This window comes from Geitlerinema sp. PCC 9228, from assembly GCF_001870905.1.
Lineage (GTDB): Bacteria > Cyanobacteriota > Cyanobacteriia > Cyanobacteriales > PCC-9228 > PCC-9228.
The window spans coordinates 1-23,837 of sequence record NZ_LNDC01000168.1 but is presented as its reverse complement, the minus strand read 5'-3'; the positions used below and the strand labels follow the sequence as shown (position 1 = coordinate 23,837).

Sequence of the window (23,837 nt, the reverse complement as noted above, 5' to 3'; positions counted from 1 at the left end):
AAATTTCGACTCGCCTAACGGCGAGAGGGGGAAAGAGAAAAGAAAAAAGGATAAAGGGCACAAGGGAAAAAGAGGAAAGGGCTAGAGAGTCCTCGCCGAGGCGCACGCCACGCGAAACCCGTCGCTGAGGCTGGCGGGTCGCCTCCAGTCGCGAATCGCAGAACGGCAGCCGTGCGGGACGTTGAGCCAGGAACCACCGCGCAGGAGCTTTGGAGTTTTTGTTCTATTTTTAAGATCGATCCAAGCACTGCCATTTGTTGGTGCGCCTTTATAGTTATTGTGCCAATCGTCAGCACACCATTCCCAAACATTCCCATGCATATCGAACAATCCAAATCCATTGGCAGGAAAGCTGCCTACATCTGTGGTTTGTTTCCGATGTTCTCCTTTTTTGCCCCGACCGTAAACTTCATTACCATCGTAATTGGCTAGGTCGGTGGTAATGGTTTCGCCAAAATAAAAAGGCGTTTGCGTACCGGCACGACAGGCATATTCCCACTCGGCTTCGCTGGGAAGTCGGTAGTCTCTGCCAGTATGCTGGGACAATCGCTGGCAAAATTCTACTGCATCCCACCAAGATACCTTTTCTACAGGTCGATTATCCCCTGAAAAACCGGATGGATTGGGCTTGAGGTCGCGTTCACATTTGGGAAGATTGGCTACAGCGCGCCATTGCGCCTGAGTCACGGGATATTTCCCCAGAAAAAAAGCTGGTACGCTCACTTGGTGCTGGGGTCGTTCGTCGTCTTGGCTTTCTTCTTCCGATTCTGGCGCTCCCATGAGGAAGGTTCCCGAGGAAATATAAACCATTTCTAGCTCTATATTGTTACCCAGAGGTTCGCTAAAGCCTTGTGCTTGTTGGCGACGGCGATGAATTTGTATGTTTTTTCCGAAGAATGCTGCTTTAATTTCTACAGTTGCTGTTTCAAATTCAAAGGAGCGGAGTGCTGTTTCTGTAGCAGTACTTTGAAATTGCCGAGAATTAGAATTTTGTGATTCGGAACTATCACGGGTAGTTGGTCTTTCTCCAGGTTCTGATTCCTGTACCGGTTGATTGTATTCTTCCTTTTTGAACAAACCAGGTGTCGATTCTTCAGAAATACCTTCTAGTTGAATGGTATTGCAAGCTAGATTATAAGCAAATTCTATGGACGCTCCCGAACCGATCGCTGTATAAAATCCCACCGAAAATTCGATAGCAGCTCGATCTCCAATGGCTTCTTTCATGCCAATAACACAGTCAATATGTTGAGCAATAATGGCAGCTTGATGCTGGGAATAGCAAGCATTCAAAACCACGCACTCGACTTGCTCGGAAAATAATTTAAATAAATTCCCCAGAGCTTGGGAGCTAATAAATTGCACTTCGCCATTTGCATTTTCAAATACCAAACCTTCTTCACTAGCTCCATGACCGCTAAAATGAACGATCTGCGGTTGAAAATCTAAAAGTGCTTGCTGAATATCTATGGGGCGGGTAGCTACCACAGAGTTGATGGGGATTTGACCATATCCAGCCAAACGAAGTCTCTCTTTAATTTTCCGTTCTTCCTCTTGCAAGCGTAGCGGTCTCGTGCCTCTGGGATTTGCCGCAACCATCAAAATGGATTTTCGATAATTTTCAGTATTTTCATTATTGTTTTCGCTGGCAGGAGTATTTGACGGCTCTGCTGTCAGTTCTTCTTTTAAAGTTTGTACAACAGGATTGCCAGCATTTTTGTCACAAAAAGCTTCAAATAAGTTTTCCAAACTTCCTTGACGCTCTGCCCATTGGATGAGTTGAAAAGTCTTCCCTCTCAGCGTCGTTTCTGCTGTAATTTCTTCAATACTTCGGCAAATATCCTTATCAACAAGGAACATTTCCAGCTCCAGCGAATTGGGGTACACCCAACACAAGGCTTCGCGGAATCGCTCTTTTTTCTGTCCGTCCCACATAACACACATAACACTAACTTAAGATTCCGATGGCGCTACCAGGGCAACCGCCGACGTATACACAATCAACAGCAACGACCCATAAATTGGCTGGTAAAAGTCTAGCATAGCAAACGGACCGCCGAGGGCAAACACCCAGACCCCAAAAGCACCGCAGGAAATCCCAATTTGCGTCCATGCCGGTCTTTTCTTCGGTACCTGAGTTTGCTTGTACGTCCAGCCAAACGTGAGCAATAACCCCACCAAAAACAGCATCCACAACAAAAACGACTTGGGAACATCATCGCCGGCGCTTTGAATGGGACCGTTAATCGCCAGCCAAAACCCCACCACATCAGCCGGAATATATTTGAGCAATCGGTCGAAATATTTATCTGGGGGAACATTGCCCTGAGTAGACTGCAATTGCTGCGTGACAATACGACGAGACATTCGCTTTTTCTCCTACAAAAAAGAAGCAATTTCTGAATAAATGGAAGCAAACAAAATGCCTTCGCGGATGCTACCGAACCCACGGGCAATTTCAGCGTGGTGTAAAGCCACCAACTGCCAATCTTCGTCAAAACACGGTGCCCCACTGGAACCACCAGCGGTACGATTAACGTACCATACCTTGCCTTTTTCTGAGTTGCTGCTCACAACGCCGTTGCTACTTAAAGACACTTTCATGCGTTCCCCTTCCGGATGTTGCAGCAAATTGAGTCCGGTTTTGGGAGTGGGAATGGTGGCATTATGGGAAACGGGGGGAATGGGTTGGTTTTGGATGCTGGGTTCCAGCCGCAGCAAGGCGTAATCGAGGCGGTTAATTTCGCTGGCGGCGACGACGGGTTGCTGGGAATGGGCGGAAAATTGTTGGGTTTGCTGGTTTTGGGTGAGGTCTGTACTGATATAGCCAAATTCAAAACATAGGGAAGCGGCGATTGGCTGCAAGTCGGCGTTATTTTCGTGGCTGAGAATGTGGTAGTTGGTCAGAACCAAGTCTGGGGCTATCAAAACGCCGGTTCCAGATTGGTGGGGATTATCGCGGGAGGTGATTTTGCAGACGGCATTGGCACAATCCAGAATTCCCCGCCGCAAGGTGCCCACGTCGGCTTCCAAGGAAAGCTGTCGCGGCAGGAAGGCTTGCAGTTCGGCATCGTCTGTTGGACCTTCCCAATCGAAGTCTGTCTCGAACAAGGAACGGGTATCGGGAGAAGGTTCTGTTTCCCCTGCCAACAGCAATCGCTTTCTGACGTAATTTTGAATGGGCGCACAAAACTGTTGAATGTCGGGATTGTCTGGGGTATCTTGATACAGGCTTACAATTAAATCGTCCAGCCACCCTTTGGCTTCGGCTCTTTGAATCAGGTCAAATACGGTATATTCGTATTTGCGACTATTTGCGATCGCGGCTAAATTCTCCCCAAAGTTCTCATCAACAAAGATTTCCAAATCTTCAAATTTGGGGTAGGCAGAAAGAATCGCTTTTCGGAGTTGTTTGCGTTGCCGTCCGCTGAGTTGGAGGATTTGCATGATGGATGTTTTGTGAGTTGTTTTTAGGTGGGCGATGCCCACCCTACGGGGTGGAGATTTGCATGATGGATGTTTTGTGTGTTTTTTTTAGGTGGGCGATGCCCACCCTACGGGGTGGAGATTTGCATGATGGATGTTTTGTGTGTTTTTTTAGGTGGGCGATGCCCACCCTACGGGGTGGAGTTAAAAGGATTCCAGCAAAAATACTGCATGATTGTCTATAAATTCTAAATGCCCTTCTGCCGCGATCGCGCCAAAATTTTCAAAATAGCGACGTGCTTGGGGTGGAAAATGGGAAAAATCAAATAATGAATCCCCCTGACAAATATGCGCCCAAAAATAACGCAAATCCGGCACTAGCCTTTCTGCCTCCGTTTCTGGAAATTTGAGTGGGTGGTCCGTGAGCAAACGCATCATAAATGGATGGCTGCGATCGCCGATCCACTCCCGCGAAATATCCGGCAAATTCTCCCATCCCGCCACGCTTTGAATGTGGTAGGATTCCACTTGAAGCGATCGCTGCCCCCGTTCGTCTTGGCGAAAGCGACAGATACGATAGGGATGGGGATAGCTCACCAACGACCCCGTAGTAATATCATATAATCCATCCTGATACGCCACATCCTGAACGTGCAAATGCCCCGTAAACACCAGCTGCACGCCATACCGCCGCAACAACTGCCGCAGTTCCGGTGCATTATCCAGCATGTAACGCCGTCCTAGGGGATGTTGGGCTTGGTTGGGTAAGTGTTCAATAACATTGTGGTGAACCATCACCATCACCAAAGGTTCCGTTGCTTCTGCCAACACCCCTTCCAACCATTCCATTTGTTCCCCATCCAAACAACCCAATTGCTTATCTTGATGGAAAATATTGGAATTCAACCCAATCAACCTCACCCCCGGCAAAATTTGTTGGGTATAGTACAAGCGATTTTCCCCACCATACCCACAATAGCGATAGTAACTGGGAAACTCAGAAAAGCCAATGGAATAACCATCCCGCTGCCAAACGGGAACATCGTGATTTCCCGGAATCACATACGTGGGAAACGGCAACGCTGCCAGCTTTTTCCCCAACCAAGCATGATTCTCCGGTTCCCCATGTTGGGTTAAATCCCCAGGCAGCAGCAGAAAATCGATATTTTCCCGAGACAGATGGTCGGCAATCTGTTCCAAAGCCGGAATGCTCACTTCCACCAAATGAAACCGCTGCTTGTGGTTTTGAATGGTTTGGGGAACGGCAATGTGAGGGTCGCTGATGATGGCAAAGCGAAAGTCGAAGGCATTCATGGTAGAACGTTGAATTCGGCGAGGGGGTTTGGAGAGGGGGAGGAGTGGGAGGAGGGGGAGGAGGGGGAGGAATGGGAGGAGGGTAAATGCGATCGCCTGGTTTATGACGTATTGTTGGAAAATGGGGAAGATTGTAGGGTCAACTCCGGTGTGGTTGCCCTCTCTGAGATTATCAAACAGAAAAAGCAACAGAATTGTTAGATGGAAAATCTAAAATTGGCAGCAAAATTGCTATGTTTCCCTAAAACAACAACAGCATTTTGAGGAAAAGAGAAAACCATATCTTCTCCCTCCTCCCCCTCTCCCACTCCTCCCCCTCCTCCCCCTCTCCCACTCTCCAAATCACTGACTAGCAACCGCCGACATCCCCTTCTGATTGGAAAGGGAAACCTTGGGCTGGCGACCCATCCCTGAAGTGAGGAAATAACTGAACGCTAACAACCGGAACCACAATGCCGGATAGCGGGGTTCCAGCCAGGGTTGCGCCCAAGTGGTAAATGACGGCAGCCAACCCAACAGCCAGCTAACCATGGCATTGATGGTAAATTCTACATAACTGCCCAACCAGCGGAACATGTCTTTTGGACCTGCTAGCTGCCAAATCCAGACCAATAAAGTCGGGTTTTGACGGGCGGCTTTTAAGGCGAGTCGGGTGAAGGTGAACCATTTGGTGCGGTCTTTGATAAAGCGATCGCTAATTTCGGCAGGTTCTTCTGCTAGGATGCCAAAAAATGTATTCAGCATGGAATTAATTCGTTCCGGGGGTAAATGTTTCCCCGTGGGAACCATCATGCCTTTGGAAAACAGCCAGGTAACCGCTACGTTGCTTTGATAGGCGCGAATTTGGTTTAAATATTTGGCTTGCAGCAGGTCATGTTGCAAGGCGCTATCCAACAAGGTGGTCAAACGTTCCAAATTGCGAATTAACGAACCAAATCCGGTAAAAATCAACGGCGATTGTAAAGAAGCAGCATCGCCAATGGCGGTGAGTCGGTCGAAAGCAACTTGGCGATCGCGACTGCCCACGCTAAAATGACCGGGAATATAGCCAAATGTCGCCTTGCGCCACACCAACTCATCCATATTGCAGCGACGATACTCTGGCAAAATGGTAAAGAAATCCTCGTACATCTCCAACAGGGAACCGGGATTGTCGGGATGCATCTGATGGTAGTGGAACAGATAAATCGTTACTTCATCACCTTTTCCGGGAAACAATTCCCAAATTAACTGCCTGCCCCGGGAAATATCCCCGTGGCTGTGCAAAACATCGCCATAGTTGCGATCCCAAACTTCGTGACCCAATCCCGATTCAATGGAAGCGCCAACGGTGGGGCAAACGCTATCAAAAGCGCGACCTCCATTTAACTGCCAGGCAATGGGAGAAGCAGTTCCCATGGCATCTACTAGCAAACGACCGCGAAATTGATACTGTTCGCCGCTGGGCAAATGACGCGCTTGTACGATGGTTTGGGAATCGTAAATATCGGCGCGTTGAAATTCCGTATCATCCCAAATTTCGCCGCCAGCTTGCCGGAATTTTTCCCCGCAAAGTTGCAGTAGCTTTTCGGTATCTAGGGCAATGTTCAAAACTGTGGGGGTTTGCAATACCGCTGCTTTGCATTGCGGCGGATTGTTGGCATCGAAAAATTTATGAAAGCCGTCTTTGTATTCCCTGGCGATGACGCTTTCAAATTCGGATTGGGTGAACAAATTCAGGTCGATCAAACTTTGGAATTCATCCCGGGAAATGTTCCACTCCCGGTTCATGCGACCAAACCCCAATCTTTCCACCAGCGCCACTTTATATCCCAACCGCGCCATGACAGCGGCATGGATAACCCCCAATGCCCCGCCAATATAAATTAAATCGTACTCGGGGGTTTCTGGTACGTCATCGGGAAGTTTCTCCTGGCGGAAAATGACCTGTTTGGGTTGTTGGGGATGGCGAACCCCTTCCCGCCAGCGACGTTCCCACCAGTAGGCGCGGGTGAGGTCGTATTCCCCTTTGGGCATTTTTTGGAAGTATTTGACGGTGAGGGGATAGTAGGGCGCGAGGGCATCGAAAATGGATTGTTGCGAGAGGTCGATTTCTGGTGGTTCGGGATAGTGGTGGGGAAAGCGTTGACGAATTTGCCTGGTGAGGGTTTCGATAACTTGGGCTTCCCCGGCAAGGGCTTGGTCTGCCCAGCGGAAGACTTTCAGGTAGGTGGTTCTTTGCAGCGACCACACAAATATGGAGAGGCTGTCTTGCATAGGGTGGTCGCTGTTGGCGTTACTAGAAAATGACAGCAAAATGCCATCGGGGGTGGGATGGCGCTGCCCCCATTTGGATTGGAATTCTTGCTGCAACCAATTGCGAACGGTGTCGGTTTCTGGTGTGGGGATTTCCAGGTATAGAAGTTCTTTCATGCCAATGATAAAAAAATCCTAAAGGAATCTTGACAAAAGGGAAAAATCCTGTATTATTCCGAGATGCTGTATTAAAATATATTAAACAAAGTTTACATTTCGTGTTCGCATATCCTTGTTTTCCAGCAATGTAAGTGAACCTGTTGCCAAAGCTCGCCATGAATTATCCCATACCGAGAACAATTCGCGAAATGTGCGCTCTCCAGCAAATGCCTGTGGACGAGGAATTGGTGGCTTCAGCGATTGTGGGCGCGATCGCTGTCTCCCAGCAACAGGGGAAGACGTTAGAAGAACTGACCACAGAAATTCTCGTAGATGACAATCTCTTGGACAGTTCCCAACGTCACTGGCTCAGCGAGATGTTGGCGCAAACTTGGGAAATGCTATCTCTAGATTCTAACCAATTCTTGGCGAACTAGCGCAACCGCACTTGTTGGGTGCGGTCAATTAAAATGCGATCGCCCCGTTTTAACTGGTATTCGGCGCGCCAAACGCCTGGGGTTAAAGGTCGCTGTTGGGAGTTGCGTTTGCCTACGTAGCGCAACCAAATGCGATGGGATCGATCGATAGACTGTTGGGTTTCGGCTACCACTTCCCCATCTGGCGAAGTCAGCCTCACCGTTTCCACATCTCCAGCTTCCACACCGTAAGCTTGCATCCAAAAAATTAACAGGGGAACATCGGTAGAAAATTCGTTTTGGTGGAATTTTCCTTGCCAAACCTCATCGGTGGAAGGTCTTTCGGTGGCAAATCCCGACCGTATTTCCCCCGCCGGTGTATAGCTAATGGGGTCTTGCCACAGGGGATTTCTTTCTACCTGGCAACCCGTGGCTTGGGTACGACCCACAAACGGATCCACCACATCCCCTTCAAAACGTAAAGAAAGATGAACGTGGGGAAAAGAACTCAAACCGGAACTGCCGACTTCTCCTAAAACCTGACCTCGGGAAACTTCGTCTCCCTGGCTAACGACTACGCTGCCCTGTTTTAAGTGGCAATATTGCGATCGCCAGCCATTGCCGTGGTCGATAACCACACCATTGCCGCATTCGGTCCCTTCTACCTCCTGGCGGCTTTTCTCGGAAGTAATCCGACGGTCGGGCATACCATCGCGGGTGGCAATTACCGTTCCCGATGCTGCTGCCAACACCTCCACCCCCTCTTCCATGGCTTGCATATCCCGCAGGGCAAAATCTGTACCTTTGTGACCGTTGTAGGTTTGCCCGCGACAGGCAAAATCAATGGCTTGGGGGGAAGGGTCGCGGTCTACATAGTTTAAAATAAAGCAATCTTCGCCCAAGGTACAGTCAATGGGTTGGGAAAACTGCAAGTTGGTTTTGTTTTGGGCGAGGGGGAATGGCGATCGCTGCTGGGGCATTGCTGCCGCTTGGGGCAGCTGTTGGTAGCGCCCACTAACCAAACCAAATACGCTAACCAATAATGGCAATAAAAATTTCCACTTCATGCTCGATGGTAGGAACTAGTTGCTGTACTTAAGACGAGGACAAGGGAAAAAGGTTTTCTCTAAAATAGATAGCATAGATGTTTTGAGCGATAGCCTGTATGCAACTGAAGCGATTGGGTCACGTAGCCATTTGCGTCCAAGATATAGAAAAATCTGCCCAGTTTTATCAAAATTTGGGGATGAAATTGGTTTGGCAGGATAAAGACTGGGCTTATCTGAAAGCCGGCGATGATGGTTTAGCGCTACTAAGCCCCAATTACAAACAAGCCGAAGCCCATTTTGGGTTTGTTTTTCGCGATCGCAGCGAAATCGAAGCTGCCTACCGGGAGCTGTCTGCCGCCAACGCTGACATTTCCGAACTCCACGAACATCGCGATGGAACCGCATCTTTTTACGGGCGCGATCCCGATGGCAATTGGTTTGAATATCTCTACGAACCCGATACTTCCCAATAATTAATTATCCAACAGTTCAAAGGAATCCAGAAAGCGATCGGCATATTTGCCGAAACGAGTGCTTTCTTGTTGTTGGCTGGTAGCGGCGAGAATCTGGTAAATCCGTTGTTGAACAAAATAAAAACGGGCTTTGCCCATCTCGCCGTTGCCGTTGGTGTAGCGAATTTCCGTACCGGGATATCCGTTAAAATCGAGCGCCCGTTCCTGTAGGATTTGCAACCCAGCCGCGTTGACAAACTCCTGTTTCCAAGCTTCCAAAATTTGCTGGCGGTTGGCTGGCAGGGAAGCGTGGTTGGGATAGTTGGCATAAACCGCCAAATAACCAATCCCCGATTGCTGGGCGCTTAACGTATGAATGTCGAGTTTGCCAAAAGAGGTGTCGATTTGTTCGGTAACTTCCTTAGGAGGTTGGGGCATACGAACGGCAAAACCGGCTTGTGGGTAGGCAAACTGCTGCCAATCGTCGGGCAAAGCATTTTGCGCGATCGCGTAACGCCAGAGCAAAGGTTGGTTTTTCTCCACAGCCGTTGTGTTGGCATTGGCAGCCACGGGTTGAAAAACGGGCATTTCCACCGCCTGGTCTGAATGAAAGACGGATGTGAACGTGGATACCCCCATCCAAAAATGACTCGGGCAGACGGCGGCGGTAGCTGTGGCTACGGTAAAGGAAAGGGAAAGAGAGTAAAGTTCCATGATTTCCATCGCAGACCGTTGGGAGAAGTTTCCCCAGCGGCGATCGCGTTAAAGCAATTTCTAGAGATTCCAAAGATCCCCCCTTCATTTTTTCACCTTCTATCTGCAATTGGGCGATCGCTCGGAAATTCTTAACAACTTCCAGCACTTAATTGGGCGGGTTTTCCGCTAAAAACGCTTCTACTTCCGATGGCATCGGTTGAGAGGCGATCGCGCCAGGTTTGGTGGCGGTCAAAGCGCCTACAGCACAGGCATAAGTGACCACTTGTTTGGCAGTTGCCGCATCTTCGAGGCTGTGGATGCCTTTTTGGCAAAGTTGGTGAATCAACCCCGCCAGAAAACCATCTCCCGAACCGGTGGTATCCACTGCCTTGACAGCAAAAGCGGGAATTTTGTCTTCGTTTTCTCCCAAACAGTAGGCAGCGCCGTGTTCGCCGGAAGTTACCAAGACCCCATCAACGGAATTCAAACGATATTTAATGGCACCTGGGTCTTGGGTATCGAACAGCCATTGGGCTTCTTCGGCTGATAGTTTCAGAAAATCGGCGTATTCAATTAGATGCTGAATGGCTTGGGGGGCAGCTTCTGGGTTGGGCCAAAACATAGGTCGCCAGTTGACATCGAGAACAATTTTTAGATCGTATTTTTCCGCCAGCTGCAAAGCTTTTTCAATAGCACCCCGGGTGCCATCGTAAGGGAGTTCTAGGGTTCCCAAAACCAGAAACTCCGCCATTTCAAACAAAGACTCGTCTAAAGCATTGGCATCGAGGTGGGTATCGGCAAAGGCAGCACTATCCATACCGCCAAAACCAGCAAACTCGCGATCGCCGCTGTTGGTACGCACCACATAAATTTTGCGCGTAGGTGCCTCCTGATGGCGCTGAACCCCTTGGATGTTTACGCCAGTGGTTTTCAGCAGTTCTACCAGTTCGTTGCCACTGTCGTCGCTGCCAACGCAACCAACAAATCCCGCTGGCGTTCCCAACTTTACCAAAGCCGCCGCTACATTGGCAGGGGCACCTCCGGGATAGGGCGTCCAAGAGGTGACCTGTTCGTAGTTTTGACCCACTTGGTCGGCTAGCAAATCGAATAAAACTTCACCCAGACACAGTACGCGGGGGGATGGGTTGTTCATAAGTGTTTCCTGTTTCCTTGGTTTTTACGAGTCTTTACAGCAATCCAATCTGGCAAAGAGGGTGACGCAAATGTCTCCCAGCTCCCATTCTTCCAGCCAATCAATAGGCAAATGCCCGGCACAAGCTTGCGATGTATAGTTAATTTCTTCCGGTTTTAACCAAGTATTACGCCGCCATCCTACCGCTTTCCCAAACCGCAGCCAAGTCTGGTAGTTGGCATCTTCGGTATCGCCGCCTACTTCCCGCCAGATTTGCCGCTGGATGCTAAACCCAAATCGGCGATCGCTGTTTTGCAGCCACAGCCAATCCAGCCACAACAGCTCCTCACAGGGAAATACAGCGAGATCGCTTTCGTGCAAGTAATTTTTGTGGTGAATTCCGGCAATATAGTGCATAATCTGCCGAGTTTGCGCGTCAGCCGATTTCCACTGACCGGAGCTTAGGGAAACTTCCAGTTCTTGATAGAGTTTGGGAATTTGAATTGTAGATTTGTTCATTTTTCAAGGAGACCTTGGGAACGAACGAGTTTGCACTTCGTTTAGACCATTGCTGCCACCAGCGAAAAGCCACACAGCTGACGAACTTTGGTGGCGAGGGAACTGATAATTGCATGGAAAAGGATCCCTTTCCCCATCCAACGATGGAACAAAATGTATAAAGGGGTCCCTCGTGATATCATAACCACCAGTTGCATTCGATCGCTGTGTTGTCCTGAGTGATGGCAGCGCCGGATAGGTGGGAAACCCCCTGCTGATGAGGTATACACCCAATTGAGCGCAGAAAAATATGAGTAACAAATCCCCTAACCAAGAAACGGTAAGGGAAAAAGCAAAAGCTTTGCAAGCAGAAGCCGAACGCCAAGGGGATCTCGTGGGATGGTTCGATCGCCTGTATGCTGAAGCTGCCGGCGATGCCAATTCCATTCCTTGGGCGATGTTGCAACCCCACCCTAAATTGCAAGAATGGCTGCAAAAGGATGCCCCAGTAGCAACTGGAAAAAAAGCCTTGGTCATTGGTTGCGGTTTGGGGGATGATGCGGAGGCGCTCTCGCAAGCTGGTTTTGAAGTAACTGCCTTTGATGTTTCTTCCCAAGCGATTGCATGGTGTCGCTCTCGCTTTCCCCACTCCCGGGTCAACTATGAAGTGGCAGATTTGCTACATTTGGATGCCAAATGGCACCAGTATTTCGATTTGGTGTTTGAATCCCGTACGGTACAATCTTTGCCTTTAAAAGTGCGATCGCAAGCGATTGAAGCTGTAGCTTCCTTGGTTGCTCCCAAAGGCATTTTACTGCTCATTGCTCACCTACGAGAGACGGAAGCCGAACCCAACGGTCCTCCCTGGCCTTTATCTTTAGGGGAAGTTGCTCAATTTAGCAACCGTTTGGGACTTTCGGAAGTTCGCCGCGAGACTTTCTACACTGGCGAAAACAACGATGTGGTCAATTTGCGGGTTGAGTACCATCGCCGTTAGTTGAGAATAGGTGTCGGAGCATCAGGGAATCGGGGCATGGGATCGAACAACCAATTGTATCTCCCACCCTCGGTACGCACCCGGTGCCCCCACACCTGTTAAGGTTGGAAAATTATCGTACAGAAGTTTCATGAAAATTGCGAAAGTTCTCGGTTCTGTGGTTAGTACCCAAAAAGAAGAAAGCCTGCGTGGGGTGAAATTTTTGCTGGTACAGTTTATTGACGAAGAGGGAAATTTGCTCTCTGACTATGAAGTGGCTGCCGATCGCGTGGGCGCTGGTGTGGAAGAATGGGTTTTGGTGACCTGCGGTAGTGCTGCTCGCCAGTTTGAAGGTCGGGAAAAGACGCCGTTGGATGCTACTATTGTGGGTATCATCGACACGATTAGTGTGGCCAATCGCATGGTGTATAGCAAGCGATCGCAGACCACGTAAACGGTCGGGAACTTTTCCAGGTGTGCATATCTCTACCGTTGGTTGAAGGTCTGGCAAACTTAACCAAAGTTTAACTTCCCTAGAAGGGTTTTGCTGGGGAGATTTTCAAGCTGGTGGCATGGTAAGTGCCAGGTTTTATTTAGTTGGCGAGAAAGTTGGGAAATCCACATAGTCGTTGCCACCTGCCATGTGAGAGTATAGAAGCGAAAGGTCTTTAGAGAATCAAATTTCATTAGGAGGTTCGTTTATGACCCAGAATGCACCCACTCCCCCAGAAAATAAACCAGAAAATAAACCTGCCGTTAGCCAGCAAGCCAAAGACCTCGTAGAGCAAAAAATGCCCAACGAAAACGACGAGGTCAAAGCCAAAATGGAAGAACTGGTGGATGCCATGCGCAAGCGCGCCCAGTCAGAAATTCAAAACGCTGGCGAACAGGGCTACGAAGCTTACATGAATGCTGTCAGACGTGCCAGAGAAGAATTAAATCAAATTGGTACTTTTGCCAACGAACAGCGCCATTCTGTAGAAGAAGCTGTAAGCATGTTAGAAGACGAAGCCAAGCAAAATTGGGATTCCATTCTTAAAGAAATGGAAGAGTTTGGCGATCGCTTATCCAAAGCCGCAGAAGCCGCTTGGAATATTTTGACCAAAAAAGATGCTGACGCTGACTAATTCCCTACTGTAGGGTCGGCTTGCGAAGCGGCCCTACCCAAGTTTTTTGTTTTATGAATAACAGTTTACAATACCATTTTTCGAATAATTTTTTTTCAAGAGATCGTCGAGGTATTTTGCCGTAGGGATGCAACATGCTGCGCCCCTACGAGAACAATTGGAAAATTGCAGACAATCGTTATTTTTCCCAAATAGTTCGTCTTAAAAACGAAACGTAGTCCTTAAAGTACCGATGACTGCATCATCGTTTTCGCTATCTTGGTTGGGAGAGGTCAGCCAAATAAAACCAGGGGTCACGCTGAGATTTTCGCTAATTTTGAGTTTGTAAAATCCTTCCACGTGAAAAGGCGGATCGTCTGCAAACACATCGTTCAACCCTTCCAAATCGCTTAAATAAGGCTGAACCCCCACCACCAAGCCAGCCACATTGCCCGGAATGGGAACATTGGGAAACGCCAAAGCCAGAGCACCATTCCAAATATCGCCATCAATATCGCTATCGAGCAATTCTACATTGGTATATCCCGCCCAGCCATTAAGTTGGATTTGAGGGGCCACCCGCCAGGCAAACTGCAAACCGACAGAATCGCTATCAATGGCATTGGTAGCGCCAATTTGGTTGGCCAGGGTTGTTCCCGTAAAGCCCGTACCAGTAGCACCGCCGTTATCAAAACCAAAATTTCCTTCACTAAAATAAGCATGGTTGTAGGTGAGAGCCACCCCCAAGCGATCGCTGGGTCGAAACGTCACTTGCGCCAAAGTCGCTTGGTCGCCATTAAACAAGCCACTCCCCTGCCCCGAATCACTAGCATTCGCTGCCAAATAGCCAGCCGTAAACTCCCACTGATGGCTGGGTCGAAACTTCACCCCCAAACCAGCACCCCCCCCGAGGCGATAAATGGGATTGCGTTGGGCAAAAGCACTCAAAGCCCCATCGCCACCGTCAAAATCTTCAAAATAAGGATTGAGGGTAGGCGTAAAATCATCAAAAATCCCAGCATTGGCAGCCAAGGTTACGGAAATTTTCTCCCCTAAGGGAAACATATACGCAAACGTATCCAGCACAAACGTATTATCCGTATCGCCGAATACCTGGGAAGCCTGTACGTCTTCACCAGTAGGATGGGAAAAAGAAATACCGCTATTGGTATTGGTAAGACCTAAAGAACCGCTATTGCCCGCCTGCAAACGCGTCACCAGCAAATCGCGACCGGTAAAGCTGGTATTGAAATTAAGGCGAACCCTGCCTTGGAAAACCGTTTGGGTATCGGCGTCGCCACCGAAGCTGTCGGTGAGGGCAAAAATTGCTTCCCCCGATAGTTTGGTAGTAGGAGAAAACTGGTTGGCTTCCAACTCAGCCATGCGGGATTGCAAACTTCTAACGCGACCGCGCAAACTCAGCAATTCCCGGTCAAATTCTCTTTGCAGGCGCTGTAGGGTTGCCAGGTCTTCTTGGTCCACAGCATCCGTATTTTCTTGGAGAAGCTGGGTAATCACCTCCATGCAGGCATTGAGACCAGCGGCAAATTCGTAGCGGGTTAACGTGCGATTGCCGCGGAAAGTGCCATCGGGATAGCCAGCCACGCAACCATAGCGTTCTACCAGAGATTGTAAAGCTTGGAAAGCCCAATCGGTAGGTCGTACGTCTTCCAGCTGAGAAACAGAAGTCACCTGGTCTAATTTTTTCGGGGATGCGGCACTGTTACCAGGTAGAGAAGCAAGCAGTGTAGTCACCGTCAGGGGAACAACAAGAGCAGTTTTGAACATAGAAGTATTCTTTGGCAAGGAAATAGCGATGGGTTGGTACGAGAAAGTTTGGACGTGCGTTCGGAGTTGGGAAATGCCGACCTATATTGGTCAAATTCCCATCGAATCAGGGTTTTTGTGACATGGAGAACCATCCATCTCATTGCCAATGGTATGGGAAAAGCTCAAACCTTCCCAACTCCGAAGAAAAAAAACGATGCCGCAGTTAGCCAGATATGCGTAGCAATTCCACATCAAAAATCAGCGTTGCATCGGGGGGAATAACGCCAGCTGCTCCGCGGGAACCGTATCCCAGCTCTGGCGGGATAATCAACTCCCGACGTTCGCCCACTTGCATATTCAGAACAGCTTCATCCCAGCCTTTAATCACTTGGCCGACACCCACGCGAAATTCAAAAGGTTGACCGCGATCGCGAGAACTGTCAAACTTAGTCCCATCTTCCAACTCTCCTGTATAGTGAACTACCACCTTTTGACCGACTTCGGGAGTTGCCCCATTGCCTTCCTGTACAACGTGGTATTTCAATCCTGAGTCGGTGGTTACATATTCTGTTTCTGCATTGGTTTGAGAGGTTGCGTCTGCTTCTTCCTCCGATGGTGTGGGCGACTCTGCCTGAGTTTCGGCTTCTGCTTCTTCTTGAGAAGCCATCAACTGGGAAAGCAAGCGACTTTGCGATGGCTGGGGCGTTTCGTTGGTAGGTGCCTCTGATGTACTTGCCGCAGTGGTTTCCCCTTGAGACTCTGTGAGTTGGGAAAGCAAGCGGCTTTGTGGCTGTTGCGTGGTCTGTTCGGATAGGTTGGTTTCCAGATTGGCAGCTTTAGATTCTTGCATGGTTGGGGAAGCCAACTGGGAAATCACGATCGCCAACAAACAAATGACCATCGCCCCAAAACTAATTACAATTTCGCGCATGGTAGTTCCGTTCCTCCTCGAAAAGTCCAGTGCAATTATCAATACAAATACAACCAAACACAAGGGTAATTCCCATTCAAAAATAGAGAATGGCACGAAACCCCGTCTCGCGGGATGTCGATTTCCATTCTCTATTGTCCGTTCTATAGGCGAGAATTTCGCTTGTTGGCGGCTGAATTTACTTCCAGCTGCGGTTTTCCAAATCTCGTACTTGATGTTCCAGGCGATCGAGACGTCCGCGCAATTCGTCCAACTCCGACTGCCTAGCCACGCCAAAATCATTCATGACATTGCGTAGCTGGCGTTCCAGTTGCGCCTCAAAATTGCTTTGATCGCGCATCTGTTCCATGAGATCGTCAACAAATTTGCGAGCGTCTTCTGGGTCGAGTTTTCCTTCCCGGACCCATCTTTCGCTCACTTCCCGTAGTTTTTCCGCTACCAAGGAGGTGGTGCCGACGCCGATTAAGAGAAGTTGCCTGATTGGGTTGCTATTGTCCATAGGATCTATCCATCTTAGCGATCGAGTAGGAGAGGCGAACTTGCAGCATGCGAGATAGCATGGTGAACTCCGACAATTGGAAACCTGGAAAATATCGGGAGTATAGAAATCTTGAAGGCGAACATTCTGCAGAAATTCGACGCTGACCCAAGTTTTACAGACTCCCGGTTGGTTTCCCATGCTGATGGCTGATGTTGCTCCAGTACGCCTACAGTTCTCTTCTATTGTGGCAAACTTGCGCGTCACCTAGAGCTGCAAAATGCCTTCAGCCAATTTTTTCAAAGCTGGATACTTCCAGAACTGGACCAATGGCGGCAAGGGTCATAACATCATCGCGGATTTTTCCTTGGACTTTGACTTTTTGACCGACTTGTAATAGGTCTTGTGGGGTGTTTTGGTGCAGTTCGTACTGTTCGCCATTTGCCGTTTCCAAAGCCCAAGTTCCTGTTCCCATGGGAACGTGTTGGATGGTGCCTTCTAGGGTAATACTCATGCCGATGCTTCCTCAGTTTTGAGCGCCAAACGAGCCAATGCAAAGCATAGCAGGGCGTTGACCAGCAAGAAGCTGCGGGCAGCGATGCCACTTCCCAACCATACCAGAGTAGGGGTAAAGATGGCGCTGACGGTCAAAGCGGAACAAACGCCGATGGTAGAGCCAATGGCCAGCCATTTCCACTGGGAATGTCCCAACAGGAATAAAATCAGCACAGCGGGAATCAATACGCTGGCGAAAATGGGATTTAAGGCGGGATTGCCTTGAATAGCGGTACCGAGTTCGGGAATGGAACTACCGGCTACGCGCAGGGGCCATTGCGGCAGGTCGAAGACGTACAATCCCCGCAGGAAGAACAAGCCGGAACTACCTAGGGTTAAGCCCCAAAATAGATTCGGGTTCCAACCAAAGGGGAAATATTTACGCAGGATGATGGTGAGAATGTAGGAACCAAGCACCATAAGGATTTTGGGCAACAGTGCGATCGCACCGCCATCAAACCAGAAACGGGGATTGAGGTAGCCGTTATCCCGCAACCAACGCAGGAAGTCGCGTACGTCGATTTGCCCTTCGCTGGCCATTTGTACGGCAGTGGCGGCATCCAAACGACCGGCCCCGTAGTAGTTCATGGGGTCTTCTTTAACCTGACGGGCGGATTTGGTCAAGATTTCTTCAATTTCATCGGGGTGGTTAATTCCACTGGCTTCGATCAAGGCGGCTACGCCAGCTACGTGAGGCGAGGCCATGCTGGTCCCTTGCAGGTGACGGAATACTTCGCCACCGCGGGGATCGATGGTATTTTGCAAAATGCCGCCTTGGGGATTTTCGGCAGATAGGGTACCGCCTGGGGCAGCAATATCGACGCCAGCACCGTAGTTGGAATAGGGGGCTTTGTTGCCGGTGGCATCGGTGGCTGCTACGGCGATGACGTGGGGATATCTGGCTGGATAGGAAGCGGCGTTGCGTTTTTCGTTACCGGCGGCAGCGATGATGGTGACGCCTTTTTTGTGGGCGTATGCAATTGCTTCTTTCATGGCTTGGCTTTCCCCAGGACCGCCGAGACTCATATTGATGATATCGGCGTCGTTGTCGGCGGCGAATTTAATGGCTTCGGCAATGTCGGCGACGGTACCGCCACCGCTACCGCTGAGGACTTTTAATGGCATGATTTTGGCTTGGTAGGCAATGCCTGCTACGCCGTAGTTGTTGTTGGTGGATTGGGCGATGGTTCCGGCAACGTGGGTACCGTGACCGTTGTCGTCGGTGGCTTCCCGACGGTCGTTAACGAAGTCGTACCCGGCTACAAATTCTGTTTGCTGCAAGTCGCGTACGCGGGTTACGCCGGTGTCGATGACGGCAACGGTGGCTCCTTTGCCTTGGGTTTGCTGCCAGGCGGCTTCTATGTTGATTTTTTGGAAGTTCCACTGCTGGTCGTATTCGGGGTCGTTGGGAATGGCAAAAGCTTCGTAAATATAGGCGGGTTCGATGTATTCTACGTATTCGCTGAGGTCGGATTGTTTTAATTCTTGTAACAATTCGCGATCGCCGGGTAATGTATAGAAATTATCTTTACGGGAAAATTCGCTGTTCAGGTGAATTTTGGTATCGTACTTTTGTGCGATCGCTTGGACTTGCTGTTGGATTTGCTGGCTGGAAACGTCTTCGCGAAAATCGACGACGATGGATTGAAATTGCCCTTGGTTGGCCAATCCCTGGAAGTTCGCCAGGGCAAACATCAATCCCCCCAGAAACAAGCAAAATAGGAGAAATCTTTTCACGGCTATGCCCTCTCTAGCAACAGGTTGTTGCTACCAAGATAACTTACAATTGAGCTATGGGCGGTGCGATTCGTTCTCGCTAAAAGCTAAAAGGAAATATCCTAAAGCGTGGGCGAGGCAAGGGGTCAACCCCTTGACAACTGGATACCCGGGTGCGATTCGTTCCCACCAAAAATGGAAGGATAACATCCTGAAATGTGGGTGGGGCAAGGAACACAACCCCAAAAGGCCATGTACCTTATCCGATGCAGATAAGGACTCATCTAGAAACACCAATTGTACGCCACGTCAAGGTTAAAGGTGAAGCCAGCCCTTACGATGGCAGTTTAACCTATTGGACTCTTAAAGAAACAAAAAGGGAAGTGCGCCCACTGCGGACTGACGTTCCGTGAGGAAGATTTGATGGAAAACGGTTGGCGATCGGGGCTTCGGGGTATGGAATCAAACAATCAATTGTATCTCCCACGCACCCACGCTCGGTACGCCCACACTCCTCTCACTTCTGCTACAATTGCCAACAGCACTCGGCAAAAGAAAAATGGAACGCGGTTTAATTTGGTTGCCCTTGCTGGCATTGTTTGTGGGACTGGCATGGGCTGGTTGGAATGAATATCAGAAGGTCCAGGCGTATCGCCGTTGGTCGCAGTCGGCAGACCGGGCGAAGTACGATATTTATGCGGTTTTGGCACAGCAGGGAAACCAACTGACTTGGGGATTGCCTTCCCGTCAAGGTCCGGTGGGTTTGCAAAGTTTGGATTTGACCCAGGTACGTTCTATGCAGTTGTTGGTGGATGGAAAATCGGTTTCTGCGGAAAAACCCCCTGGGAAAGGACGCAAGGCAGCGTTGGCGTTTTCGTTGGAGGATAATCGTACGGTGGAAATTCCGTTTACGGAGGTAAAGCTGGCGGCGAAGTGGTTTCAGGTTTTGGAAAAGGATTGGCAGCAGCTGGTTTCAAAAGATACTTAAATCATTTTTTGTTTTTTGATTTGTCGCTACGTTCCAGCCAGTGTAAAATTGCCCAAGTTGCCAAACCGCAGCTGAATGCGATCGCGACAAACATCCATCCCGATAGTTTGCCGGGGACTTTTTTGTCTTCACTTCGATAGGGGGGGGTGGTGGGAAACATATGGGGGTTGGTAAGCAACCAAAAGGCGAGTCCCGTCACCAAAATGGCGACCAGACAAAGACCAAACAGCAGTAGTAGCCACCGCCACGGTGGTGGTATTCTGAGAAGAAAACAACAGTGCCACCGCTTTTGTTGGTTTTTGCTGCTATTGGATGCAATTTTAGGTGCTTTCGGCATCTCTTTGACAAGCCAGTTGAATTAGCTTATCAACCAGTTGGGGAAAGGAAAGTCCGGAGGCTTGCCACAACTGGGGGTACATGCTGAGTTGAGTAAAACCGGGTAGGGTGTTGATTTCGTTAATCCAAATGGTGTCGGTTTCGCTGTGGTAGAAAAAGTCTACCCTTGCCAATCCGGCGGCATCAACGGCTTGAAAGGCAGCGATCGCGAACTCTTGCATTTGACGGGCCATGCCATCGGGAATGTCAGCGGGGATGTGCAGTTCCGCTTCACCGGCGGTATACTTGGTTTCGTAATCGTAAAATTCTCCCTGATAAGTAATTTCTCCAATTACGGAAGCTTGGGGATGGTCGTTGCCCAAAACGGCACATTCTACTTCTCTAGCATCAATCCCGGCTTCCACGACAACGCGGCGGTCGTAACTGGCGGCACTATCCAAAGCTTTTTCTAATTCATCCCGCGATCGCGCTTTGGAAATCCCCACTGAAGAACCCAAGTTGGCTGGTTTAACAAACATGGGATAGGGGATATTGGCTTCAATGCGATCGCACAGTTTGGGAAAAACACAAGGATTCGACCAAATTTCGGCACGGGTTGCCAGTTCGTAGCTGACTTGGGGCAAACCAGCGGCGGCAAAAGCCTGTTTCATGGCAATTTTGTCCATGCCCACCGCCGATCCCAATACACCGCTACCGACAAAAGGTTTTTGCATCAGGGTCAGCAATCCCTGAATGGTGCCATCTTCGCCGTTAGGTCCATGTAAGATGGGAAACCAAACATCGACACTGGCGGCAGCGTCTGGAAATTGCCACAACTTTTCGGGTTCGTTGGCAGTGGTTTCGGTGGCAGGAATTTCGGTTTCTCCGGCTAAAATCGACGCTGCCAAGTCATCACTTTGCCAAGTGCCGTCTTTTTGGATGTAAATCGGTACGACTTCGTATTTGTTGGGATTGCCTTCCTGTTTTAAAGCATTCGCGATCGCTTCGGCAGAACGCACGGATACTTCATGTTCCCCGGAACGACCGCCAAATAGCAACCCCACCTGCATTTTATCCATGGTGTTTTGCCTTCTCCTGTCAGCCTTGGACCATCGCTATGAGGCTATCATGTTTGGTGGCTGGTGGGGAGTCCCGAGCCTGGGGGCGTACCGAGCCGATGCCATTTCTGAAAAACGATAATTTTCTGGGAGTTTTTAATTGCCCTGTTAGGGTTCCAAGGCGTGATACCAAATCCGATATACATAAACCCACAAAAATGCTTGTGCTGAGCCTGCCGAAGCATAGGGGGAGCGCCCAGTGCCTACCCCTACAAAAGGGATCCAAAGCGGGGATTGCCCCGACCAAAAAATTGTGGTTTTTCCAGGTCGGATTTGGTATGAGTAGGGGCGCAACCCGTGAGCCCCCCGACCAAAATACCCCGTTTATTTATTGCAAGCTTTTAAGGAAATAGGAGGACCGAGCAATGAAAGTTGATAAACACCAAATAAAAACATAGGAGAGAATAGACAAACCCCTTTGAAAAGGTTAGGGGTGAGTTCTCTCCTACTTTCGGTACAAGTTTATGGTTTGGTCATCTAAACAAGTTAGCGTTTGGCTAGTTTTTTGGCTGAGGACTTGCGCAGGCGAATGGATTCTGGTGTAATTTCCACCAACTCATCCGGACCAATGTATTCCAAAGCCCGTTCCAGATTCATTTCTGCAGGGGCTTGTAACTGTTCCAACTCTTCGCCACTGGCAGCCCGGTGGTTGGTTAGCTGCTTGGCTTTGCATACGTTGAGTTCTAGGTCTTGGGGGCGATTGTGTTCGCCGACGATCATACCTTTGTAGACCTTGGTTCCCGGGGTAATAAAGAAAACGCCCCGTTCTTCAGCATTTTTCAAGGCATAGAACGTTGCCACCCCTTCTTCGTGGGCAATAATGGCACCATTTTGGCGGGTTTCAAAATCACCGCATACAGGGCGATATTCCAAGAAACTATGGTTCATGATCCCTTCGCCGCGGGTCATGCGCACGAACTCGCCGCGAAAACCAATCAATCCTCTAGCTGGAATCACAAATTCCATTTGGGTGCGACCGTTGCTGCCGGTGTGCATGTCTTGCATTTCACCGCGACGCTGACCCAAACGTTCGATGCAGCTACCTGAGGCTTCTTCCGGTACGTCTATCATCAGGGTTTCAAAAGGTTCGGCGGGTTTGCCGTTGATTTCCCGATAGATGACGTGGGGTTGGGATACCTGGAACTCGTATCCTTCCCGACGCATGTTTTCAATCAGGATGCCCAAATGGAGTTCTCCGCGACCGGAAACGAGGAACTGGTCAGGGGAATCGGTGTTTTCCACCCGCAAAGCGACGTTGGTTTCCAATTCTCGCAGCAAGCGATCGCGGATTTGGCGGGAAGTGACAAACTGACCTTCTTTGCCGGCGAGGGGAGAGTCGTTAATGGAGAAGGTCATTTGTAGGGTGGGTTCGTCTACCTTAATCAAAGGCATAGCCTGGGGTTCGTTGGGGCAGGTAACGGTTTCGCCAATATTGGCATCGCTAAATCCTGCCAAAGCCACGATATAACCGGCAGAAGCAGACTCCATTTCCACCCGTTTGAGTCCTTCAAATCCCATTAACTTGGAAATTTTGTTTTTGACAATGGACCCATCTTCTTTCACCAAAGCTGCTTGCTGGCCGTTGTAGATGGTGCCATTGTGAACGCGACCAATGACAATGCGACCCAAATAATCGGAATAATCCAAGCTCGTCACTTGCAATTGCAAGGGTTTTTCCGGGTCGCCCACCGGCGGACCGACATGTTCTAAAATAGCCTCAAACAGAGGCTTCATATTTTCTCCGGGAGCATCCAAATCGTATTTGGCAAATCCCGACAATCCAGAAGCGAACAGGTAGGGGAACTCGCACTGGTCTTCATCAGCCCCCAAATCGATAAATAGGTCCAAAACCTTGTTAATGCTGCCGTAGGGATCGGCTTGCGGGCGATCCACCTTGTTCACGACCACAATCGGTCGCAAACCCTTTTCCAAGGCTTTTTTGAGCACAAACCGCGTTTGGGGCATGGGACCTTCGTTGGCATCAACCACCAACAAGCAACCGTCCACCATACCCAGAACCCGTTCTACCTCCCCGCCAAAGTCGGCGTGGCCGGGGGTATCTACAATGTTAATCAGGGTATCTTCGTAACGAACGGCGGTATTTTTGGACAAGATGGTAATGCCCCGCTCTTTTTCTAAGGGGTTGGAATCCATGATACAGTCTGGTAGTTCTTCCCCTTCGCGAAAGACACCGGACTGGCGGAGCAAAGCATCTATGAGGGTAGTTTTTCCGTGATCGACGTGGGCAATAATAGCAATGTTGCGAATGGGAAGAGACATAAATAGGTCTAGGGTGCGATGATTGTATGGGCGACGAGAAACAAAAGCGTCACGTCCATTGTAGCTGGTTTTGGCGAAACCTGAAAAAACCACCTCCAGCGAGGGGGAGAATCCGCTTACGACCGCGCCAACGCTCAAATTCCTTGACACTCTCACGAATAGAATTCGTGAGATTCTCGCTTCATCGGGTGTGCCTAGATGGATTAGCTATGCTAGTCCATCCCCGG

Annotated in this window: 23 protein-coding genes; 6 read left to right on the top strand and 17 right to left on the bottom strand. The window is 49.5% G+C overall.

All coding sequences use genetic code 11. The features are described from left to right. Positions 1–81: 81 nt before the first annotated feature. The 5 genes from AS151_RS22905 to AS151_RS17615 form a co-directional block, all read right to left on the bottom strand. On the bottom strand, positions 82–1,944 hold the full coding sequence (locus tag AS151_RS22905; protein ID WP_084639710.1) for an SUMF1/EgtB/PvdO family nonheme iron enzyme: 1,863 nt from the start codon (positions 1,942–1,944) through the stop codon (positions 82–84). Positions 1,945–1,953: 9 nt separating this feature from the next. Continuing rightward, positions 1,954–2,367: a hypothetical protein gene (locus AS151_RS17635; RefSeq protein ID WP_071518381.1), complete on the bottom strand. Its 414-nt coding sequence runs from the start codon at positions 2,365–2,367 to the stop codon at positions 1,954–1,956. Between the two features lie 12 nt (positions 2,368–2,379). Next, a complete protein-coding gene (locus AS151_RS17630; RefSeq protein WP_071518380.1) occupies positions 2,380–3,447 on the bottom strand; it encodes a trypsin-like peptidase domain-containing protein in 1,068 nt (355 codons plus the stop codon). A 183-nt stretch (positions 3,448–3,630) separates the two neighbouring features. Continuing rightward, on the bottom strand, positions 3,631–4,740 hold the full coding sequence (locus AS151_RS17625; protein ID WP_071518379.1) for a metallophosphoesterase: 1,110 nt from the start codon (positions 4,738–4,740) through the stop codon (positions 3,631–3,633). Positions 4,741–5,082: 342 nt separating this feature from the next. Then, complete coding sequence (locus AS151_RS17615) at positions 5,083–7,152, bottom strand: flavin-dependent dehydrogenase (protein WP_071518377.1); 2,070 nt, start codon at positions 7,150–7,152, stop codon at positions 5,083–5,085. Positions 7,153–7,310: 158 nt separating this feature from the next. Here AS151_RS17615 and AS151_RS17610 point away from each other — a divergent pair, with 158 nt between their 5' ends. Next, positions 7,311–7,571 (top strand): hypothetical protein, encoded by a 261-nt coding sequence (locus AS151_RS17610; RefSeq protein WP_071518376.1) that lies wholly within the window; start codon positions 7,311–7,313, stop codon positions 7,569–7,571. Here the strand turns inward: AS151_RS17610 and AS151_RS17605 are convergent. After that, on the bottom strand, positions 7,568–8,617 hold the full coding sequence (locus tag AS151_RS17605) for a M23 family metallopeptidase (protein ID WP_071518375.1): 1,050 nt from the start codon (positions 8,615–8,617) through the stop codon (positions 7,568–7,570). The two genes, AS151_RS17610 and AS151_RS17605, sit on opposite strands and share 4 nt — an antisense overlap. A 98-nt stretch (positions 8,618–8,715) precedes the next feature. On the opposite strand from AS151_RS17605, the gene AS151_RS17600 reads away from it, so the two are divergent. Further along, positions 8,716–9,072 carry a VOC family protein gene (locus AS151_RS17600; RefSeq protein WP_071518374.1) on the top strand — a complete coding sequence of 119 codons (357 nt, stop codon included), beginning with the start codon at positions 8,716–8,718 and terminating at the stop codon, positions 9,070–9,072. On the opposite strand, the gene AS151_RS17595 is transcribed toward AS151_RS17600, so the two are convergent. The 3 genes from AS151_RS17595 to AS151_RS17585 form a co-directional block, all read right to left on the bottom strand. Then, positions 9,073–9,765 carry a hypothetical protein gene (locus AS151_RS17595; protein WP_139240742.1) on the bottom strand — a complete coding sequence of 231 codons (693 nt, stop codon included), beginning with the start codon at positions 9,763–9,765 and terminating at the stop codon, positions 9,073–9,075. A gap of 148 nt (positions 9,766–9,913) precedes the next feature. Then, positions 9,914–10,900: a carbohydrate kinase gene (locus AS151_RS17590; protein ID WP_071518372.1), complete on the bottom strand. Its 987-nt coding sequence runs from the start codon at positions 10,898–10,900 to the stop codon at positions 9,914–9,916. Between the two features lie 24 nt (positions 10,901–10,924). After that, complete coding sequence (locus AS151_RS17585; protein WP_071518371.1) at positions 10,925–11,398, bottom strand: GUN4 domain-containing protein; 474 nt, start codon at positions 11,396–11,398, stop codon at positions 10,925–10,927. Between the two features lie 289 nt (positions 11,399–11,687). Between AS151_RS17585 and AS151_RS17580 the strand changes: the two genes are divergently transcribed. The 3 genes from AS151_RS17580 (at position 11,688) to AS151_RS17570 (ending at position 13,480) form a co-directional block, all read left to right on the top strand. Beyond that, a complete protein-coding gene (locus tag AS151_RS17580; RefSeq protein WP_071518370.1) occupies positions 11,688–12,374 on the top strand; it encodes a class I SAM-dependent methyltransferase in 687 nt (228 codons plus the stop codon). A 130-nt stretch (positions 12,375–12,504) separates the two neighbouring features. Next, complete coding sequence (locus AS151_RS17575; protein ID WP_071518369.1) at positions 12,505–12,807, top strand: EutN/CcmL family microcompartment protein; 303 nt, start codon at positions 12,505–12,507, stop codon at positions 12,805–12,807. A gap of 247 nt (positions 12,808–13,054) precedes the next feature. Then, a complete protein-coding gene (locus tag AS151_RS17570) occupies positions 13,055–13,480 on the top strand; it encodes a hypothetical protein (RefSeq protein ID WP_071518368.1) in 426 nt (141 codons plus the stop codon). Positions 13,481–13,681: 201 nt separating this feature from the next. On the opposite strand, the gene AS151_RS17565 is transcribed toward AS151_RS17570, so the two are convergent. From AS151_RS17565 to AS151_RS17545, 5 genes are all read right to left on the bottom strand, one after another. Next, positions 13,682–15,247, bottom strand: coding sequence for an iron uptake porin (locus AS151_RS17565; protein WP_071518367.1), 1,566 nt, complete (start codon positions 15,245–15,247; stop codon positions 13,682–13,684). Between the two features lie 205 nt (positions 15,248–15,452). Then, positions 15,453–16,160, bottom strand: a complete 708-nt coding sequence (locus tag AS151_RS17560; protein WP_084639708.1) for an FKBP-type peptidyl-prolyl cis-trans isomerase — start codon at positions 16,158–16,160, stop codon at positions 15,453–15,455. Between the two features lie 178 nt (positions 16,161–16,338). Then, positions 16,339–16,659, bottom strand: a complete 321-nt coding sequence (locus tag AS151_RS17555; RefSeq protein ID WP_071518366.1) for a phasin family protein — start codon at positions 16,657–16,659, stop codon at positions 16,339–16,341. Positions 16,660–16,924: 265 nt separating this feature from the next. Further along, a complete protein-coding gene (locus tag AS151_RS17550; protein ID WP_071518365.1) occupies positions 16,925–17,152 on the bottom strand; it encodes a hypothetical protein in 228 nt (75 codons plus the stop codon). Further along, positions 17,149–18,930 carry a S8 family peptidase gene (locus AS151_RS17545; RefSeq protein ID WP_071518364.1) on the bottom strand — a complete coding sequence of 594 codons (1,782 nt, stop codon included), beginning with the start codon at positions 18,928–18,930 and terminating at the stop codon, positions 17,149–17,151. The genes AS151_RS17550 and AS151_RS17545 overlap by 4 nt, the downstream gene beginning before the upstream one ends. Positions 18,931–19,468: 538 nt before the next feature. On the opposite strand from AS151_RS17545, the gene AS151_RS17540 reads away from it, so the two are divergent. Continuing rightward, positions 19,469–19,897, top strand: coding sequence for a hypothetical protein (locus AS151_RS17540; RefSeq protein WP_071518363.1), 429 nt, complete (start codon positions 19,469–19,471; stop codon positions 19,895–19,897). A gap of 1 nt (position 19,898) precedes the next feature. Here the strand turns inward: AS151_RS17540 and AS151_RS17535 are convergent, their stop codons facing one another. From AS151_RS17535 to typA, 3 genes are all read right to left on the bottom strand, one after another. Beyond that, the gene (locus AS151_RS17535; RefSeq protein WP_071518362.1) at positions 19,899–20,234 is read right to left on the bottom strand and encodes a hypothetical protein; all 336 of its coding nucleotides are present in this window, start codon (positions 20,232–20,234) and stop codon (positions 19,899–19,901) included. Continuing rightward, positions 20,218–21,291, bottom strand: coding sequence for a D-alanine--D-alanine ligase family protein (locus AS151_RS17530; protein WP_071518361.1), 1,074 nt, complete (start codon positions 21,289–21,291; stop codon positions 20,218–20,220). Before AS151_RS17530 ends, AS151_RS17535 begins: the two co-directional genes overlap by 17 nt. Positions 21,292–21,816: 525 nt before the next feature. Next, positions 21,817–23,610, bottom strand: a complete 1,794-nt coding sequence (gene typA, locus AS151_RS17520) for a translational GTPase TypA (RefSeq protein WP_071518382.1) — start codon at positions 23,608–23,610, stop codon at positions 21,817–21,819. Positions 23,611–23,837: the final 227 nt, after the last annotated feature.

Coding starts and splice junctions, on each gene's coding strand:
- AS151_RS22905 (WP_084639710.1), bottom strand. CDS start 1,944: ATGTGTGTTATGTGGGACGGACAGAAAAAAGAGCGATTCCGCGAAGCC.
- AS151_RS17635 (WP_071518381.1), bottom strand. CDS start 2,367: ATGTCTCGTCGTATTGTCACGCAGCAATTGCAGTCTACTCAGGGCAAT.
- AS151_RS17630 (WP_071518380.1), bottom strand. CDS start 3,447: ATGCAAATCCTCCAACTCAGCGGACGGCAACGCAAACAACTCCGAAAA.
- AS151_RS17625 (WP_071518379.1), bottom strand. CDS start 4,740: ATGAATGCCTTCGACTTTCGCTTTGCCATCATCAGCGACCCTCACATT.
- AS151_RS17615 (WP_071518377.1), bottom strand. CDS start 7,152: ATGAAAGAACTTCTATACCTGGAAATCCCCACACCAGAAACCGACACC.
- AS151_RS17610 (WP_071518376.1), top strand. CDS start 7,311: ATGAATTATCCCATACCGAGAACAATTCGCGAAATGTGCGCTCTCCAG.
- AS151_RS17605 (WP_071518375.1), bottom strand. CDS start 8,617: ATGAAGTGGAAATTTTTATTGCCATTATTGGTTAGCGTATTTGGTTTG.
- AS151_RS17600 (WP_071518374.1), top strand. CDS start 8,716: ATGCAACTGAAGCGATTGGGTCACGTAGCCATTTGCGTCCAAGATATA.
- AS151_RS17595 (WP_139240742.1), bottom strand. CDS start 9,765: ATGGAACTTTACTCTCTTTCCCTTTCCTTTACCGTAGCCACAGCTACC.
- AS151_RS17590 (WP_071518372.1), bottom strand. CDS start 10,900: ATGAACAACCCATCCCCCCGCGTACTGTGTCTGGGTGAAGTTTTATTC.
- AS151_RS17585 (WP_071518371.1), bottom strand. CDS start 11,398: ATGAACAAATCTACAATTCAAATTCCCAAACTCTATCAAGAACTGGAA.
- AS151_RS17580 (WP_071518370.1), top strand. CDS start 11,688: ATGAGTAACAAATCCCCTAACCAAGAAACGGTAAGGGAAAAAGCAAAA.
- AS151_RS17575 (WP_071518369.1), top strand. CDS start 12,505: ATGAAAATTGCGAAAGTTCTCGGTTCTGTGGTTAGTACCCAAAAAGAA.
- AS151_RS17570 (WP_071518368.1), top strand. CDS start 13,055: ATGACCCAGAATGCACCCACTCCCCCAGAAAATAAACCAGAAAATAAA.
- AS151_RS17565 (WP_071518367.1), bottom strand. CDS start 15,247: ATGTTCAAAACTGCTCTTGTTGTTCCCCTGACGGTGACTACACTGCTT.
- AS151_RS17560 (WP_084639708.1), bottom strand. CDS start 16,160: ATGCGCGAAATTGTAATTAGTTTTGGGGCGATGGTCATTTGTTTGTTG.
- AS151_RS17555 (WP_071518366.1), bottom strand. CDS start 16,659: ATGGACAATAGCAACCCAATCAGGCAACTTCTCTTAATCGGCGTCGGC.
- AS151_RS17550 (WP_071518365.1), bottom strand. CDS start 17,152: ATGAGTATTACCCTAGAAGGCACCATCCAACACGTTCCCATGGGAACA.
- AS151_RS17540 (WP_071518363.1), top strand. CDS start 19,469: ATGGAACGCGGTTTAATTTGGTTGCCCTTGCTGGCATTGTTTGTGGGA.
- AS151_RS17535 (WP_071518362.1), bottom strand. CDS start 20,234: ATGCCGAAAGCACCTAAAATTGCATCCAATAGCAGCAAAAACCAACAA.
- AS151_RS17530 (WP_071518361.1), bottom strand. CDS start 21,291: ATGGATAAAATGCAGGTGGGGTTGCTATTTGGCGGTCGTTCCGGGGAA.
- typA (WP_071518382.1), bottom strand. CDS start 23,610: ATGTCTCTTCCCATTCGCAACATTGCTATTATTGCCCACGTCGATCAC.